The organism is Bartonella sp. EBT8 (assembly GCF_055796165.1).
This window is the reverse complement of sequence record NZ_JBTTDJ010000012.1, coordinates 31,915-46,748: the sequence shown is the minus strand read 5'-3', so window position 1 is coordinate 46,748 and position 14,834 is coordinate 31,915. Positions and strand designations below refer to the sequence as shown.

Annotated in this window: 13 protein-coding genes; 4 read left to right on the top strand and 9 right to left on the bottom strand. The window is 41.0% G+C overall.

Annotated features, from left to right (window positions below):
• Positions 1-69 precede the first annotated feature (69 nt).
• Complete coding sequence (gene clpB / locus AC0QT4_RS07380) at positions 70-2,649, bottom strand: ATP-dependent chaperone ClpB (protein ID WP_473201062.1); 2,580 nt, start codon at positions 2,647-2,649, stop codon at positions 70-72.
• Positions 2,650-3,070: 421 nt separating this feature from the next.
• Between clpB and AC0QT4_RS07375 the strand changes: the two genes are divergently transcribed.
• The gene (locus tag AC0QT4_RS07375; protein WP_473201061.1) at positions 3,071-4,090 is read left to right on the top strand and encodes a DUF3472 domain-containing protein; all 1,020 of its coding nucleotides are present in this window, start codon (positions 3,071-3,073) and stop codon (positions 4,088-4,090) included.
• A gap of 231 nt (positions 4,091-4,321) precedes the next feature.
• Here AC0QT4_RS07375 and AC0QT4_RS07370 read toward each other — a convergent pair whose 3' ends face one another.
• Positions 4,322-4,492: a hypothetical protein gene (locus AC0QT4_RS07370; RefSeq protein ID WP_473201060.1), complete on the bottom strand. Its 171-nt coding sequence runs from the start codon at positions 4,490-4,492 to the stop codon at positions 4,322-4,324.
• A gap of 65 nt (positions 4,493-4,557) precedes the next feature.
• A complete protein-coding gene (gene yacG, locus AC0QT4_RS07365) occupies positions 4,558-4,731 on the bottom strand; it encodes a DNA gyrase inhibitor YacG (protein ID WP_473201066.1) in 174 nt (57 codons plus the stop codon).
• 591 nt (positions 4,732-5,322) lie between these two features.
• Between yacG (AC0QT4_RS07365) and AC0QT4_RS07360 the strand changes: the two genes are divergently transcribed.
• Positions 5,323-6,342 (top strand): DUF3472 domain-containing protein, encoded by a 1,020-nt coding sequence (locus AC0QT4_RS07360; protein WP_473201059.1) that lies wholly within the window; start codon positions 5,323-5,325, stop codon positions 6,340-6,342.
• 436 nt (positions 6,343-6,778) lie between these two features.
• Here AC0QT4_RS07360 and yacG (AC0QT4_RS07355) read toward each other — a convergent pair whose 3' ends face one another.
• The 5 genes from yacG (AC0QT4_RS07355) to AC0QT4_RS07335 form a co-directional block, all read right to left on the bottom strand.
• Complete coding sequence (gene yacG, locus AC0QT4_RS07355) at positions 6,779-7,006, bottom strand: DNA gyrase inhibitor YacG (protein WP_473201058.1); 228 nt, start codon at positions 7,004-7,006, stop codon at positions 6,779-6,781.
• Between the two features lie 113 nt (positions 7,007-7,119).
• Complete coding sequence (locus AC0QT4_RS07350) at positions 7,120-7,842, bottom strand: Maf family nucleotide pyrophosphatase (RefSeq protein ID WP_473201057.1); 723 nt, start codon at positions 7,840-7,842, stop codon at positions 7,120-7,122.
• A 196-nt stretch (positions 7,843-8,038) separates the two neighbouring features.
• Complete coding sequence (gene infA / locus AC0QT4_RS07345) at positions 8,039-8,257, bottom strand: translation initiation factor IF-1 (RefSeq protein WP_004857577.1); 219 nt, start codon at positions 8,255-8,257, stop codon at positions 8,039-8,041.
• A gap of 1,870 nt (positions 8,258-10,127) precedes the next feature.
• Positions 10,128-10,709, bottom strand: coding sequence for a disulfide bond formation protein B (locus AC0QT4_RS07340; protein WP_473201056.1), 582 nt, complete (start codon positions 10,707-10,709; stop codon positions 10,128-10,130).
• A 10-nt stretch (positions 10,710-10,719) separates the two neighbouring features.
• Positions 10,720-10,872, bottom strand: coding sequence for a DUF5993 family protein (locus tag AC0QT4_RS07335; RefSeq protein ID WP_473201055.1), 153 nt, complete (start codon positions 10,870-10,872; stop codon positions 10,720-10,722).
• Positions 10,873-11,977: 1,105 nt separating this feature from the next.
• Between AC0QT4_RS07335 and purE the strand changes: the two genes are divergently transcribed.
• Both purE and AC0QT4_RS07325 read left to right on the top strand, forming a co-directional pair.
• Positions 11,978-12,475, top strand: coding sequence for a 5-(carboxyamino)imidazole ribonucleotide mutase (gene purE / locus AC0QT4_RS07330; RefSeq protein ID WP_473201054.1), 498 nt, complete (start codon positions 11,978-11,980; stop codon positions 12,473-12,475).
• A 1-nt stretch (position 12,476) separates the two neighbouring features.
• Entirely contained in the window at positions 12,477-13,622 is a 1,146-nt protein-coding gene (locus AC0QT4_RS07325) for a 5-(carboxyamino)imidazole ribonucleotide synthase (RefSeq protein WP_473201053.1), read from the top strand.
• 538 nt (positions 13,623-14,160) lie between these two features.
• Here AC0QT4_RS07325 and AC0QT4_RS07320 read toward each other — a convergent pair.
• Positions 14,161-14,454, bottom strand: coding sequence for a hypothetical protein (locus tag AC0QT4_RS07320; RefSeq protein WP_473201052.1), 294 nt, complete (start codon positions 14,452-14,454; stop codon positions 14,161-14,163).
• Between the last annotated feature and the right edge of the window lie 380 nt (positions 14,455-14,834).

The following is a 14,834-nucleotide window of genomic DNA, read 5'->3' as shown; positions in this document are numbered from 1 at the left end:
CAGGAACACCCTAACAGGAACACCCTAACAGGAACACCCTAACAGGAACATTCTCTTATGAGAATATTTTCAACCCTCAGGCAAAAAAGTCAACTGGTCCCCTTGCTTGACAATTTTCACGGTTGATTCATCGTGAATTTTTCCAAATAAGATATTTTCTGCAAGCGGATCTTGTATTTCTTTTTGGATAATGCGTTTGAGAGGACGCGCACCATAGAGGGGATCATAGCCTTTATTGGCGAGGAATTTTCGCACTTCTGGATCGATCTGCAAGGTTATTTTGCGCTCATCAAGTAACTTTTGCAAATGTTGCATCTGAATATCAACGATTGCTTCCATATCGTGGCGTTGCAATCTCTGAAAGAGAATAATCTCATCAATACGGTTAAGAAATTCAGGACGGAAAGCAGCTTTTACCACATTCATGACATCATTTTTCGCCTGATCGGTTGATTGTCCTTCAGGCAAAGCGGTTAAAAACTCAGCACCAAGATTTGAGGTCATAATCAACAAGGTATTGCGAAAATCCACTGTTCGTCCTTGGCTATCGGTCAAGCGCCCCTCATCCAAGACTTGGAGCAAGAGATTAAAAATATCGGGATGCGCTTTTTCAATCTCATCAAAGAGAATGACCTGATAAGGTCTTCTGCGTACGGCTTCGGTAAGCACGCCTCCTTCTTCATATCCGACATATCCGGGCGGTGCGCCAATCAAGCGTGCTCCAGCATGCTTTTCCATATATTCAGACATATCAATGCGCAACATTGCATTAGCATCTTGGAAAAGAAAAGCAGCAAGTGCTTTGGTTAATTCGGTTTTCCCCACACCGGTAGGTCCAAGGAACATAAAGGAACCAAGAGGGCGATTGGGATCTTGCAACCCTGCGCGTGCGCGCCGGACAGCACGGGCGATAGCTTGCACAGCTTCCCCCTGTCCCACCACGCGGGTACTAATTTCGTCTTCCATGCGCAACAATGCTTCCCGTTCAGCTTCGAGCATCCGATCAACGGGAATTCCTGTCCAGCGTGAAACAATCCGCGCGATATGTTCAGCAGTGACGGTTTCTTCGACCAGATGATTTTGTTGATCATCATTTTCGGCCATACTCAATTGTTTTTCGAGCTGAGGAATAACGCTATAAGCTAATTCTCCAGCGCGTTGAAATTGTCCATCACGCTGAGCAATAGCCAAAGCATTGCGTGCTTCTTCCAATTGTTTTTTCAAATCGGCGGCATGCCCTAATTTTTGTTTTTCAGCTTGCCAAGCGGTTGTCATTTCAGCAGACTGCTGTTCCAAGATTTTGAGTTCGTCCTGCACGGCTTGCAAACGTGTTTTTGCCGTTGGCTCGACATCTGTTTTCAAAGCTTCACGTTCAATTTTCAACTGTAAAATACGCCGATCAAGAGCATCGAGTTCTTCAGGTTTTGAATCGACCTGCATGCGCAAGCGTGCGGCGGCTTCATCAATAAGATCGATAGCTTTATCAGGCAAGAAGCGATCGGTAATATAACGGTTAGATAACCTTGCCGCAGCAACCAAAGCACTATCGGCCAAGCGCACTTTGTGATGTTGTTCGTATTTTTCTTTAATACCGCGCAAAATAGAGATCGTATCTTCAAGATTTGGCTCAGGCACAAAGACGGGCTGGAAGCGGCGGGCAAGAGCGGCATCTTTTTCAACATATTTGCGATATTCATCAAGTGTTGTTGCGCCCACACAATGGAGTTCACCACGCGCAAGAGCGGGTTTAAGCAAGTTAGAAGCATCCATAGGACCATCAGATTTTCCAGCTCCAACGAGATTATGCAGTTCATCAATAAACAGAATGATCTGTCCATTTTCGGCTTGCACCTCAGCCAGCACGGCTTTGAGGCGTTCTTCAAATTCGCCGCGATATTTTGCCCCAGCGATAAGCGCCCCCATATCGAGCGCATAGAGTTGCTTATCGCGCAAAGTTTCCGGCACATCGCCATTGACAATGCGCAAAGCCAAACCTTCAACGATAGCGGTTTTTCCCACACCAGGCTCACCGATCAGCACGGGATTATTCTTGGTCCGACGAGAAAGCACCTGAATGGTACGGCGAATTTCTTCTTCTCGACCAATGACAGGATCCAATTTTCCTTCGCTTGCATCTTTTGTCAAATCGCGGGCATATTTTTTCAAAGCCTCATATTGACTTTCAGCATGGGGGCTTGTTGCCGTCTTTCCCTTACGCAAATCATTGATGACTTGATTAAGGGCTTGAGGCGTTAGCCCGCCCTTTGTTAAAATATCGGCAGTTTTTGCAGCTTTTTCCATGAGAAGCGCTTGCAGCATACGCTCCACGGTGACAAACTGATCGCCGGCTTTTTGCGCAACCTCTTCCGCCATAGCGAAAACCTTTGCCAATGGTTGCGACAAATACAATTGCCCATTTCCCCCTTGAACTTTTGGCAAAGCCTCCAACGATTCTTTGAGTGTCTTTTGAATGAGGGAAAGATCCCCACCGGCTCTTTGAATGAGGGAAGCAGCCAATCCTTGCGGGTCGTCTAACAACACTTTAAGGAAATGTTCCGGCAGAAACTGTTGATGATCAGAAGAAAGAGCGTTCTGTTGCGCTGTTTGCACAAACCCCTGTAACCGTTCGCTATATTTTTCCAAATTCATTTTTTTCCCTTACTTTAGACCACCACCGCACTTTACGCGCCAACCCACCCCACAAGGACGAATCAACCCCTGTAAAACACAACGAACGCGGCAGCATGAAGAAGCGTTGTTGTATTAAAATGAATATGGGTTCTCACAAGTGCCATAGCAAGAGGCAAAACAGAAAGCTGCTGTCATTTTTCAACAAACCCAGTAATTTTTCATAAAACACCCCACATCAAAGCACCCCTTAATAGCGCACGCCTTAGAGTTTCAATCTTAACGCTCACGCAGAGCCGACAAACGCCCCTTAAAAAACCCCGCTTTAGCCCCTCCTCTTCTCGCGTAAAAAAGAAGGGTATTTATCATTTTGTGTCTTAACAAAATATTGAAGATATGTTTATGGATTGACGTAACTAGATTAGCCACAAAGAGGTTAAAGATGCAGCGTAATGGAAAAAAAGTGCTCTTAATATTTTTATTTCTTCTGATCAGTGCACCAAGTTTTGCGCTTTCTTCCAGTGAGATTGTTACGATGGAGCACACATGGCCTAAAAATGTCCTTTTTGATAAGCTCTCTTTTTTTCAACAAATCACTTACGGTGGTGATCCCCGTTCGATCTATTTTTGGGGCAACCAATTTCAGTTTCAAAATGGCAAAAATGGATATATTGGTTTCTTTAAAAAGGACATCCATACCCTTCACTTTTCTATCGAGAATGCCTTAGGATGGAAAGATGGCAAATGTAAGCATATTACCAAAAAGAGTCCAAGAGTGCGCTGCACAGTTTCCTTACCATGGAAAATAGGGCATCGTTATCAACTTGATGTTTCCAAATCTAGAAATCTTGTTACAGCAACAATGACCGACCTTATCACGAAAAAAACCACCATGATCGGTATCATTGCCATTCCCACTACATTTGGCAAATTTCATAAATCTTCAAGTTTTATCAAAAATCATTCTCATAGAAAAAAAGGGAACCAGTCGTGTTTTACGTTAGATGCGCAAAGTTCCATTTTTCTGAACCCGATCGGCAACAACACAATCAAAGCAGCGTTAAAAGCCTCTCCTCAGGAAAACTGTAATGACCCTTATGTTGTTCAAACATTTTGCAATAAGCATGGTTGCATCAATAATATCAATGATCTTGGTGGAGTCCCATCGCCCACGGCTCCAAAACTGATTATTGCCAATAAGAAAGATCTTTCGGCACAAACTCTTTTTAATGCCTTAAAGGAAGAGGAGCTTATTGCTATTCGCCTCCAAGACGATCAGTGGGCCCCAAAGATCTTTTTCCCGCCGGCTGGTCCATTAAAGAAGAAATTAATTTTTGTAGACAATCAAGCAACGTCTCACACTTTCCTTGATATCGATAACGACACACAAAAGATAGCCCAAGGGCGGCAAGTTATGTATAGATCTGATGGTAAAAAATGGAAAATGATACAAACATACTAAGTGATTTTTTTCTCTAGGATTCTTCCTTAAGGATAAAGAATCCTGAATCCGCCACTTTAAAAGCACGAGAAAAAAGGCGTAAACTTGATTTTCTAGGCGTTATTTTTCTCAATGCTTTTGTTTTTCTCTTTTCCAATTACTTTCCCCCTCTCATTCTTTTTCTTTATGCGAGGGAACAGAATGCCTTAGCTTGCAAAAACTCTTTGCTAAGGCATTCAGCTTTTTTCGACCTCAAACAGTCAAATTTTTTCCAGCTTCGACCCTATTTTTGCTCGTCAAAGCAAAAGCTTCATACGCTCTCGATTTGAAAGGATTGATTTTTGACAACTCCCCCCCCACTAAGGCTTGCTTTTCTCCAATAGTCTTTGCCTCTTCAAGCCGCCCCTTTGTCTTCTTTCTCACATTTTCTTCTGAAATTTTTTTTCGAATTTCTCTCCACTGATTTGGACTTCTCCTTCTTTCTGCTTTTAAAAGCACAATTTTAGTATTTTTGCGCCTCTCATTTTCACGTCTTCCTCATCAGTGACTTGCGTTAGCGAAGGCAAAATATAAGCACCGGAAATCCAGCGATTAAGATCGATGGCTCCGCATCGTATTGAACAAAAAAGGGAGGCATTTTGTTGTGCCATTTGACCACGAATTGGACAACAAGGATACGCGAGGACGAAGAGAAAATACCCTTTGCGTTCACGTTGTTTTTTTTAATCTTTTCTGTATTTTTGTTGTTTTTTCGGGTATTTCTTAATTTTATTCCTGTTTTATTTTTGATTTTTTCCAGTTTATTTTTTCCTTAATCTTACCCCACCACCGCCCTTTTATTCCCCTCAGCCTTCCATAAAAGAGTCCTCTTAAAAGGATCAAACAAATCCTCCTCCGCATCACAAATGATACCACATGAAGAAGAACCGTAATGTTAAAACGAATCTGGTTTTTATAAGCCCCATAACGAACAACAAGAAGGGAGAGAAACACGATATCATTTTTCAAGAAAATGGGTACTTTCTCTTTGCCTCCACCGAACTTTCCCCTTCACGTTCCACTCTTAAAAATTTAAATTTTAACAACAGAAAGAATCGTATAAATAGGATTTTTATTGTAAACAATTAGTATTTTAGGCTATACAGTTTATATTGAAGATAAAGTTATTTTTCTCTTTTTTCTTAACAAAACATCGATTATATTTTTTAATATTTATGAAAATACTATCTTTCTTGTAATCAAGGAGATTAAGTATGAATTATCGTGTAAAAAAGACATTATTCATTCTTTTCTTTTTTCTCATAAGCAAACCAAGTTACGCTGTTTTTGCCGACAAAGTTGTTACGATGGAGCACGAATGGCCTCACAATAGATCATTCGATACATTTTCTTTTTTTCAACAAATCACTTACGATGGTGGACCTCAGTCCATCTATTTTTGGGGGAACCAATTTCAATTTCAAAACGGCAAGAGTGGCTATATTGGTTTATTCAACAGAGGATCCCGTACCGTTCACTTTTCTATCTGGAATGCAACGGGATGGAAGAATGATCAATGTAAACATTTTACCCATAAGGGCTCCGGAGTACGCTGTGAAATTGCATTTCCGTGGCAAATAGGGCGTCGCTATCAATTAGATGTTTCCAAGAAGGGCAATCTTGTTACAGCAACAATAATCGACCTTATAACCGATAAAGAAACGACCGTTGGTGTTATTGAAGTTCCAGAATCATTTGGCAAACTCCATAAATCTTCAAGTTTTGTTGAAGACCATTCTCGTTGGAAAAGGCATCTTACTTCCTGTTATGTATTAAGCCCGCAAAGTTCCACCTTTTTCAGCCCTATAGCTGATTATACATACCAAGCACTTCTGAATGCCTCAGCTAAAGGCCCCTGTAAAGATCCTTATGTCGTCCAAATAGCATGTAAGGGCAGCACGTGCATGAATAGTATAAGCGATCTTAAGGGATTAGCCTCACCAGGAGCACGAGGGATCACCATTGCCAACGGGAAAGATCTCTCAGCACAGACCATTTCGGATAAATTGAAAAAAGAAGATCTTATTGTCATTCGTTTAAAAAATGGCGCTTGGGCACCCAATATCTTTTTTCCATCCCCTAGCTCCTTTATGTGGAAATCAATCTTCGTAGATAATATAGCAGTCTTGAGTACCTCAATTCATACCCACCATGAGATACGAAAAATCACCACAGGCCAAAAAATTATGTATATGTCTGATGGAAAAACTTGGAAGATTATGAAAACGAATTAACCCATTTCTTTTTATGAAGAAACATTCCTCACCTTCATTAAAAAAAATGAGCGTAAGGAATAGTTTGTTCCCTCTTTGCGGCTGTTTTTTAACTTTTCTCATGATTTTTCAGATCTAATTTTTATTCTGAATAAAAGAATAGCTTAATTTTAAAAAGTCTTTTGTTTTTTCAAACATCCAACTTCTCTCACCATCTTTATCCCCCCCATGACCATAAAGTTAAAGTGCCCATTTTCTTTAGGACTCGAATTCTTACTCTTCACGGTTCTCAAAAGCCCATATCCCTCAAGACAAGCATTTCAAACATTTTGAGCACATCGTTGTCTTCCCCCTCAGCACAAATACCTCATTTTTTAAAGAACAGTCTTCTTCTCTTGTCTGTTTGCACCCTTTTCCCACACTCTCAATCACATTTTCAACATTTTAAAACAGCTTTTTAAGCTTCATCATCACTCATTTGCGTTGGCGCAGGCAAGATATAAGCCCCAGAAAGCCATCGATTAAGATCTATAGCTCGACATCGTGTTGAACAGAAAGGATAAGCATTTTGTTGTGCCATTTGCCCACAAATTGGACAAGGGTGCGCAGGACGAAGAGAAGATGATCTTTGCCTTAAATTTATCTTTTTTGATGTTTTTTGTATTTTTGTTGTTTTTTCGGGCATTTTGCTTGATTTTTCACTGTTTTATTTTTTTGATTTTTCTGCTGATTTTTTATTGGCTTTTAGAGTTCTCTGCCTCGTTTTTTCCATTTTGGCTTTTCCCCTTTGTGCAGTTTTTAGCAAATTTCTCCTCTCCAATTTTCCAGAACTGGATAACGATAAGCCAACAAAAGATCCATTGTTTCAGCCAATGGCAAGCCGACCACATTAGAATAAGATCCAAGGATATTAACGACAAAAGCCCCGCCCTTTCCTTGAATAGCGTATCCACCCGCCTTTCCTTGCCATTCCCCAGAAGCAAGATAAGCCCTCATCATGGGGGCCGTTAACCGTTTAAAGCGGACACGGGTTTCAACCAATTTGACGGCTATTTTCCCGCTTTCATTGAGGGCACAAATCCCGCCATAGACCTTGTGAGAGCGCCCCGAAAGGTAGCGTAAACATTCATAAGCCTCGTCTTCACTATCTGGTTTAGGCAAAATAACATTTCCCACGGCCACGACAGTATCAGCCGCTAAAATCATGGTTTTTTCGGCTAACAACTCTGCTTTTTTCTCTGCTGATAAATTTGTTTTATTGTTTTTTTTCCCCCAAAGGAGTGTTTGTTGTGCTTTAAGGGCTTTTTCCCTTGCCAAACGTTTAGCGAGATTTGCGGGATGTTCTTTTAATTTTGGTGTCTCATCAATATTTGTTGCATGCACATAATGAGGATCAAGACCGATTTGTGCCAAGAGCGCCAAGCGGCGTGGTGAAGCAGAAGCGAGCACCAACTGTATTTCTTGAGAAAGATTTTTTTTTACCCGTGCTTTTCCCAAGAAGGTTTTGGTTAAATTTTGCATTTTTGCCCCTCAAGGATAAATTGACGTCATACCCCACTCCTTTTGACGCCATTGATATATTTCAATGGTTTCATGCATTCTTTAAGAACAGTTTAATCTGTTGTCTTTTTTGATTGTCACTTTTGACAAAACATCAAAGGTCTTTTAGAAATGATTAAGAACGCCATTTTCACAGAAAATGCAAACCACCGATCGCTTACTTATAGCGATATGTAATACGCCCTTTTGTCAAATCATAGGGGGTCATTTCGACCATAATTTTATCACCGGCTAACACACGAATACGATTTTTGCGCATTCTTCCGGCAGTATGGGCAATAATTTCATGATCATTTTCCAGTTTCACGCGAAACATTGCATTGGGCAAGAGTTCCGTTACGATACCAGAAAATTCTAAAACTTCTTCTTTTGACATAAATAATCATTTCCTTTACAGTATATATATTTAAAATTATATGCTATTTTTTCTAAGATTACGTAATATTTTTCAGCGTTCATAGCTTATTTTGTTGGTTTTGTGAACAAGAATTCAACACAAAAGGAAAGGTTTTTTCATTAAAGGGGTGTGTCATCAATCATTTTGATAAAATGACAATCTATTTCTCTCTGGCGTTTTGCAATCCTTAAAAAATCAATTCCCGCACTGCTCTTTTATAGAGATTTCCAGTCAGCATTTTTTCTAAAAATTCATTTTCTTTATCGCATTCCTTTCTTTCCTTGAAGGAAGGAAGACAAGGGGCACGCCAATAGGATAAATTGACAGATAATATTTTTAATTCTTTTAAACTTACCCCTGTTGAGAAACACTTAAAAAGCAATTCCTCTCTGTTTGTTCTTTGTTTCAAAAGCTTTCGCCTCTCTGTTAACCTCTTCTTTTGAGAACAAGGACACACAAGGAGTGTCTCGCATTTTCTCCAAACTCTTTTAGCGGATTTTTTCGTCTTCTCTCCAACTCATTCTCTCTATACTCAGTCCTTCTTCTGATGAACAGGTTCGAAGGCTTCCTCACGCATCTGTTTACAGCCCCGTTTATTTTTCCTCTTTGCGCCTTTTTGTTTCCCTAACAGAGCTCTCCCCTCTATAACTCTCTCCTGTCTTCTTCCCTCTGTTATTGCGTTTACAAAAGCCCATGCTTTACAAAGCTTCTCTCTTTGCTCTTTCACGTTTTCACGCTTTTACATTTTTACATTTTTACAGAAAACATCAAATCTTTAACACTCTTCTTAAACGACAATCCTTTCAACAAAGGATTTTTACCCATGATTGATTTTTCAGAGCAACACATCTGTCAACTTTTATTTTTGAATTTACTCAGGCTTTTTTGTCTTGGCTCCAACCAACGAATAAAAAGTTGATCCATCCCAACCAAACAGCCACAACTTTCTTTGAGCACTCTCACACATTGAACGGACATCCCACACGCACACGATCATTGAGAGAAGCTTCTTAAGCTCTCATACGTCGCCCCTAGGGGGCCCCACCGACAACAGGAGTTGAGATGAGCTTAGAACAGAATCGCCCACAAAAGAGAGTTTTTCCCCTACTCTCTTCCCATAATCACGCTCACAGCATACAAGATAAAAATAAATTGCCCCTAACGTCTTACCCTTTACAAGCTGTTTTTGTGTGGTCTTGTTTTGCCCCTAAAACCACAATTTTCAAAACAGCCAAGAGATCCAATTCTTCCTGTTTTTTCTGTAGAATTACAGTTACAATCCTTATCTCTTTCAGCAACAAAGGCCTTCCCCCTAAAATTGTAAGAGGCAAATTGCAACAATCCAATGGAAGCAGGATGTATTTTTTCTCATTTTACAAACCCGTTCTGAAGTATAAACGCACCAATAAGCTCCCAACATAGATAAATCCCCAAGACAGTGTGAGGGGACACCATGCTGCGGAATGAGCGAAGAACAAATAAAAGAGAGGTCCGTTCATAACAAACGAACCTCTCGCAGAAAATTATTCTTGCCAGAATTTTTTTCTGATTTAAACAAGCACCCCTGAAGCGTTAACACTACCCCTGAAGCACTAGAGTGAACATTAAACTACAACCTATAGTAGCATAGAATTAAAAAAGTACAAGAAAAAAATTTTCGTTAAAGGGCAAGATTTAAGATTGGCTCAAGGAGACAGAGCAAGAAGGCATTGATTTGTTTTACAAAGATCAAGATTGTAAAGAAGGTTTCTCTCGCGCATTTTTTTGCAAAGGAAGCATAAACAAAGAGACGGACCTTTTTCCATGACCATCTCTTTAAGTAAGGCTTAAGATATCTCTCTGAAAATCTTTAAGGGGCATTAGAGGACCAGCTTGAGAGCAACTCGTACCTTACGGGATCATCAGCACATTGACCACTACCACATTCAAGGATTGTCGAAATCAAATTTGCCGCAATTAAGAATATAAATAAGAAGCTTGCTGTTTGGCTCAAAATTGGTAAAGGAGCGAATGTTTTAATTTTATGTGCCAATTCGCCTAGAATCATGAAGATAGAAACGGCAAGAATACAAAGAAGCGAGATAATGAGTGCCCACGTATAGAAATGCAATCCAAAGAACGTTGAACCATATCCAAGATCATCTGGTGTAATATGCAAGAGCACTTGTCTGACAGCTACGATACTGGTCACCATACACCCAAGAATAACCATTCCATAATGAGTATGTTTGATCTTATAATGAATATTGAGCAAGAATCCACATCCGGCCAGCATCAACCCGACGCGTTGCAACAGACAAAGTGGACAAGGTAACTCGAATTTTACCAGTTGATAATAAAAGGCTACGACCAAGACGATGGATAAACCAATAAGTCCTAATGTATTCATAAAGATGATGAAATGAGGATTTTTTCTTTCAACATTTTCCATGATTATTCTCTCAAAAAGACAAGTTTAAAGTAGAAGTTGCGTGGTGATTAAAAGTGAGAAGAATGACAAGTAACAAAAGAGCCCACAAGACATAACTAACGTTTTTTTTGCCACACACAGTAGTCACTGCTGCACCCAAAGCGATTAAAAATGGAACAAACATGGTTTTAAAATCTCCTTTCTTATTTTTAATGCATAAAATATTATAAAATTGGGCAAAAAAGAGACCATGAATTTATTATACACAACTCACCCTCCTCTTTTCTTATCTTCAGCAAGAGTAGAGAAAGCAAAGGAGTATGTAGAGTATCAACAGTAAAGTTCAACAAAACGATTTTCTTACGTTGATCCCTTTAATTCCCAAGAATAGAAGGGCTCTTTATTTTTTCCCAGCACTATTGTCAATAAAGAATCATTTAAACGAGCAAGTAAGCTTTCTGTGCTGAAACTTTTGCTTTTTATATTTGTTTTTTACAAGGAATCTGTTTTATTTTTAACGTATTTTTGCCATAAAGATTTCTTTTTTAAGCAGCAATATTTTACATTACTCTTTTTCGAGTCCCTTAAAGAAGGTCCACACTCTTTAAGCAGCCAAACCCTTGAGAAACTTAGAAGAAGGGGATTTTTCGAGAATTTTATCCTCTCTCTTCTCACCCGCCGCCCCCGCAAGAGGCAACGGCTCTTTTGAAAGAACTGCTTTTCACGCCAAGAGACTGCAAGCCAAAAGAGTAAAGACTTTTCTCTTATCCACATTATTATTTGACCAAAGCCAATGGAGCACCGCTGCTCTTGAAACCAACATCCCTCAAGGAGAGGACAGGAGGGAAGAAAATCTTCACTTTAACTTCAGTTTTTCAACATTGCGTCTCAATTGAAACATTGCAAACCGCAGAGATTTGCCCTCTCACGAGCGCGAGCAAATTCCTTCGGTTCTTGGGAGCAAGCCAACGCGATTGCTTTTTACCTACCGTTTTTTATCTTCCATTTCTCACCTTGAGTTTTTTACCGGGGCACCCTATCTTTTATAAAGATTTATTTTTCTAAAAAGACTTCTACGGAAAACACTATTTAGAGAGAAGGAAAGATCTCTCACCATTTTATCAAGCTTTCTTTATGAGATCTGTATGCGCGCTTAAAGCAGAGTTGAAAAAACTGTTGTTCTCTTATCAATTAACTTTGCAAAGAGCCTGTAAAACTCTTAAAAGAAGAGTAAAAAGAATGACAGAGAACACTTCAAAGAGAGCATGCTCTTAGAGAGAGGATAATCAATGACGAACAAATCCTATGATGTAGCGATTTTAATGGGCAGTCAATCGGATTGGCAAACAATGCGTCATAGTGCGGATATTTTGACCTGTCTTGATATTTCTCATATTTCGCAGATTGTCTCAGCCCACCGCACTCCTGAACGCCTTTATCAGTTTGCGAAAGGAGCCAAAGCATCGGGTTTTAAAATTTTGATAGCCGGAGCGGGAGGGGCAGCGCATCTTCCTGGTATGTTAGCATCACTGACACCTCTTCCTGTTTTTGGCGTACCAGTCCATTCACACTCTTTATCTGGTCAAGATTCATTGCTTTCCATTGTGCAAATGCCAGCTGGTATCCCTGTTGGCACCTTAGCGATTGGCAAAGCAGGTGCTATTAACGCAGCACTTTTAGCGGCAGCAGTTATGGCAGTTTACGATGACAAGCTAGCAAAGCGGTTGCAAGATTGGCGCCAGCAACAAACAGCCAATGTCGCGCAAACCCCAATCACTGAGGTTTAAAATGACCCAATTCTCTCTCTCACCCAACGCATCCCCCACACCCAACGCATCTCGCGCCTTCCCACGATCACCTTCGAAAAGGGTTATTGGTTTAATAGGCGGAGGGCAATTAGCACGCATGTTAGCGATAGCAGCAGCAGAATTAGGCTTTCGAACGGTTGTTTTTTGCCCTGAAGCGGATTGTCCGGCTGCCCAAACAGCGAATGACCATATTATTGCATCCTATGATGATACTTCAGCCTTAGATCATTTTATTTCTCTGTGTGATCTCGTGACTTATGAATTTGAAAATCTTTCGCTTCAAATGGTTCAATATGTAGAGCAAGGCAAAAGTGTTTATCCCTCTTCGAAAGCGTTAGAGATTACGCAAGATCGTCTTTTTGAGAAGCAATTTTTGCGCGAGCAAAACATCTCTACAGCGTCTTGGTATGCTGTCGATGATTTTTCTTCTCTCCTTTCCGGCCTTTCGGTATTAAAGGGGCGTGGTCTTTTGAAGACGCGCCGTTTTGGCTATGATGGGAAGAATCAAATAATGCTCGATCATCCCGAAAAACAAGCGCTTGAGGAAACTTTAAAGGCTTTTCAGGGGCATCCATCGATTTTGGAAGAAATTGTTCCTTTTTTAACAGAAATTTCGGTTATTTCGGCCCGCACCAGCAAAGGGGAACATGTTTTTTATGATTGCTCTGAAAATCAGCACAAAAACGGTATCCTTCACACATCATTTGCCCCCTCGTGCATTCCGCTTAGCGTCCAAAAAGCGGCCCAAGAAATAAGTGTGACAGTGATGGATGCTTTAAATTATGTTGGGGTTTTATGCATTGAATTTTTTGTTCTCATAGATGGCAGTCTCTTAGTGAATGAATTGGCGCCTCGTGTTCATAACTCTGGACACTGGACACAAAAAGCGTGTGTAACATCGCAGTTTGAACAGCATATCCGTGCTATTTGTGGACTTCCCCTAGGCAGTACATACCGCCATAGCAATTGTAAAATGACCAATCTTCTTGGCAACAATCTCCATGAAGTTGAATATTTTCTCAGACAAGAACACACATCGGTTCATTTATATGGCAAAAGCACTGTACAACCGCTTCGCAAAATGGGGCATGTTATCCAATTAACAGGACCAGCCACCAAATTTTAAAAGTACTCTCTCAACAAGATTCTACACACAAGAACAAAGCAAAGGGAAGCAAAGGAAGAAGCCACCAGACGCTTTAGCAACATTTTCTCACCCCCCTGTCCTTCAGTGCCCACTTCCCATGCCCTCCATGCCCTCTTCCCCAACGCCCTCTCACCCCATGCCCCCTCCTGACAGTCACAGCTCTTGCCCACCACCCTTAAGAGAACAGTTGCAAAACACCTCCCCTTTCTCTCACCATTCTCTTCCCCAACGCCCTCTCGAGCTCCTTCCTTACAAAACCACAAATGTTAAAGCTTGCCCCTTCATAGCACCACAACGCTTCTCTCACCCCATGGACACACCCCCTAATCATCACGGCTCTTGCCCACCACGCTTAAAAGAACATTTGCCAAACACTTCCCCTTCTCACCACTCTCTTCCCATACCCTCCATGCCCTCTCCCCCAACGCCCTCTCGAGCTCTTTCCTTACAAAACCACAAATGTTAAAGCTTGCCCCTTCATAGCACCACAACGCTTCTCTCACCCCATGGACACCCCCTAATCATCTCGGCTCTTGCCCACCACGCTTAAAAGAACATTTGCCAAACACTTCCCCTTCTCACCACTCTCTTCCCATACCCTCCATACCCTCCATACCCTCCATACCCTCCATACCCTCCATGCCCTCTCCCCCAACGCCCTCTCACCCCCCTTCCTTACAAAACCACAAATGTTAAAGCTTGCCCAAGCACCGCAGCCTTTATTGTTTGCAGCATTGTTTTCAAATCTCGTCCATCTCCTCTTTTTGAAGAGCATGCCTTTTTTGCCACCCTCCTTATTCTCAAACACCATGGACGCCCCGCGCCATACCAGCGAACAGTTCCCCCACATGCCTCACCCCGCAAACAACCCCCGCATGCCCTTCTTGCAAAGACAGTGCATCTTTCCCTCTCCTCACCTTAAGAGGAAATTTATAAGAGATCCATACTTGACAAGAAGAAGACTTTTTGTTAGAAGGAGCGCAGTTTTTTTGCAATTTTCGCTTATTTATTGTGTTTATAAGAAGATGGATGCGTCCCGATGGGGTGCGTTTTTATTTTGTGATCACGATAGAAAAGTGTATAATTAAGTGTTATAGTGCAATCACGATAGTATGACATACTATGAGAAGTCATTTGGTAGAGTCTACCAAGAGTCTAATGGAATTCAATTCTGTTAGGAGCGCATAAAGT

What these genes read in the sequence shown, in the direction of transcription:
- yacG (WP_473201058.1), bottom strand. Translation starts at nt 7,006, where the DNA reads ATGCCCGAAAAAACAACAAAAATACAAAAAACATCAAAAAAGATAAAT.
- AC0QT4_RS07350 (WP_473201057.1), bottom strand. Translation starts at nt 7,842, where the DNA reads ATGCAAAATTTAACCAAAACCTTCTTGGGAAAAGCACGGGTAAAAAAA.
- AC0QT4_RS07340 (WP_473201056.1), bottom strand. Translation starts at nt 10,709, where the DNA reads ATGGAAAATGTTGAAAGAAAAAATCCTCATTTCATCATCTTTATGAAT.
- purE (WP_473201054.1), top strand. Translation starts at nt 11,978, where the DNA reads ATGACGAACAAATCCTATGATGTAGCGATTTTAATGGGCAGTCAATCG.
- AC0QT4_RS07335 (WP_473201055.1), bottom strand. Translation starts at nt 10,872, where the DNA reads ATGTTTGTTCCATTTTTAATCGCTTTGGGTGCAGCAGTGACTACTGTG.
- AC0QT4_RS07320 (WP_473201052.1), bottom strand. Translation starts at nt 14,454, where the DNA reads ATGGTGTTTGAGAATAAGGAGGGTGGCAAAAAAGGCATGCTCTTCAAA.
- clpB (WP_473201062.1), bottom strand. Translation starts at nt 2,649, where the DNA reads ATGAATTTGGAAAAATATAGCGAACGGTTACAGGGGTTTGTGCAAACA.
- AC0QT4_RS07375 (WP_473201061.1), top strand. Translation starts at nt 3,071, where the DNA reads ATGCAGCGTAATGGAAAAAAAGTGCTCTTAATATTTTTATTTCTTCTG.
- infA (WP_004857577.1), bottom strand. Translation starts at nt 8,257, where the DNA reads ATGTCAAAAGAAGAAGTTTTAGAATTTTCTGGTATCGTAACGGAACTC.
- AC0QT4_RS07360 (WP_473201059.1), top strand. Translation starts at nt 5,323, where the DNA reads ATGAATTATCGTGTAAAAAAGACATTATTCATTCTTTTCTTTTTTCTC.
- AC0QT4_RS07325 (WP_473201053.1), top strand. Translation starts at nt 12,477, where the DNA reads ATGACCCAATTCTCTCTCTCACCCAACGCATCCCCCACACCCAACGCA.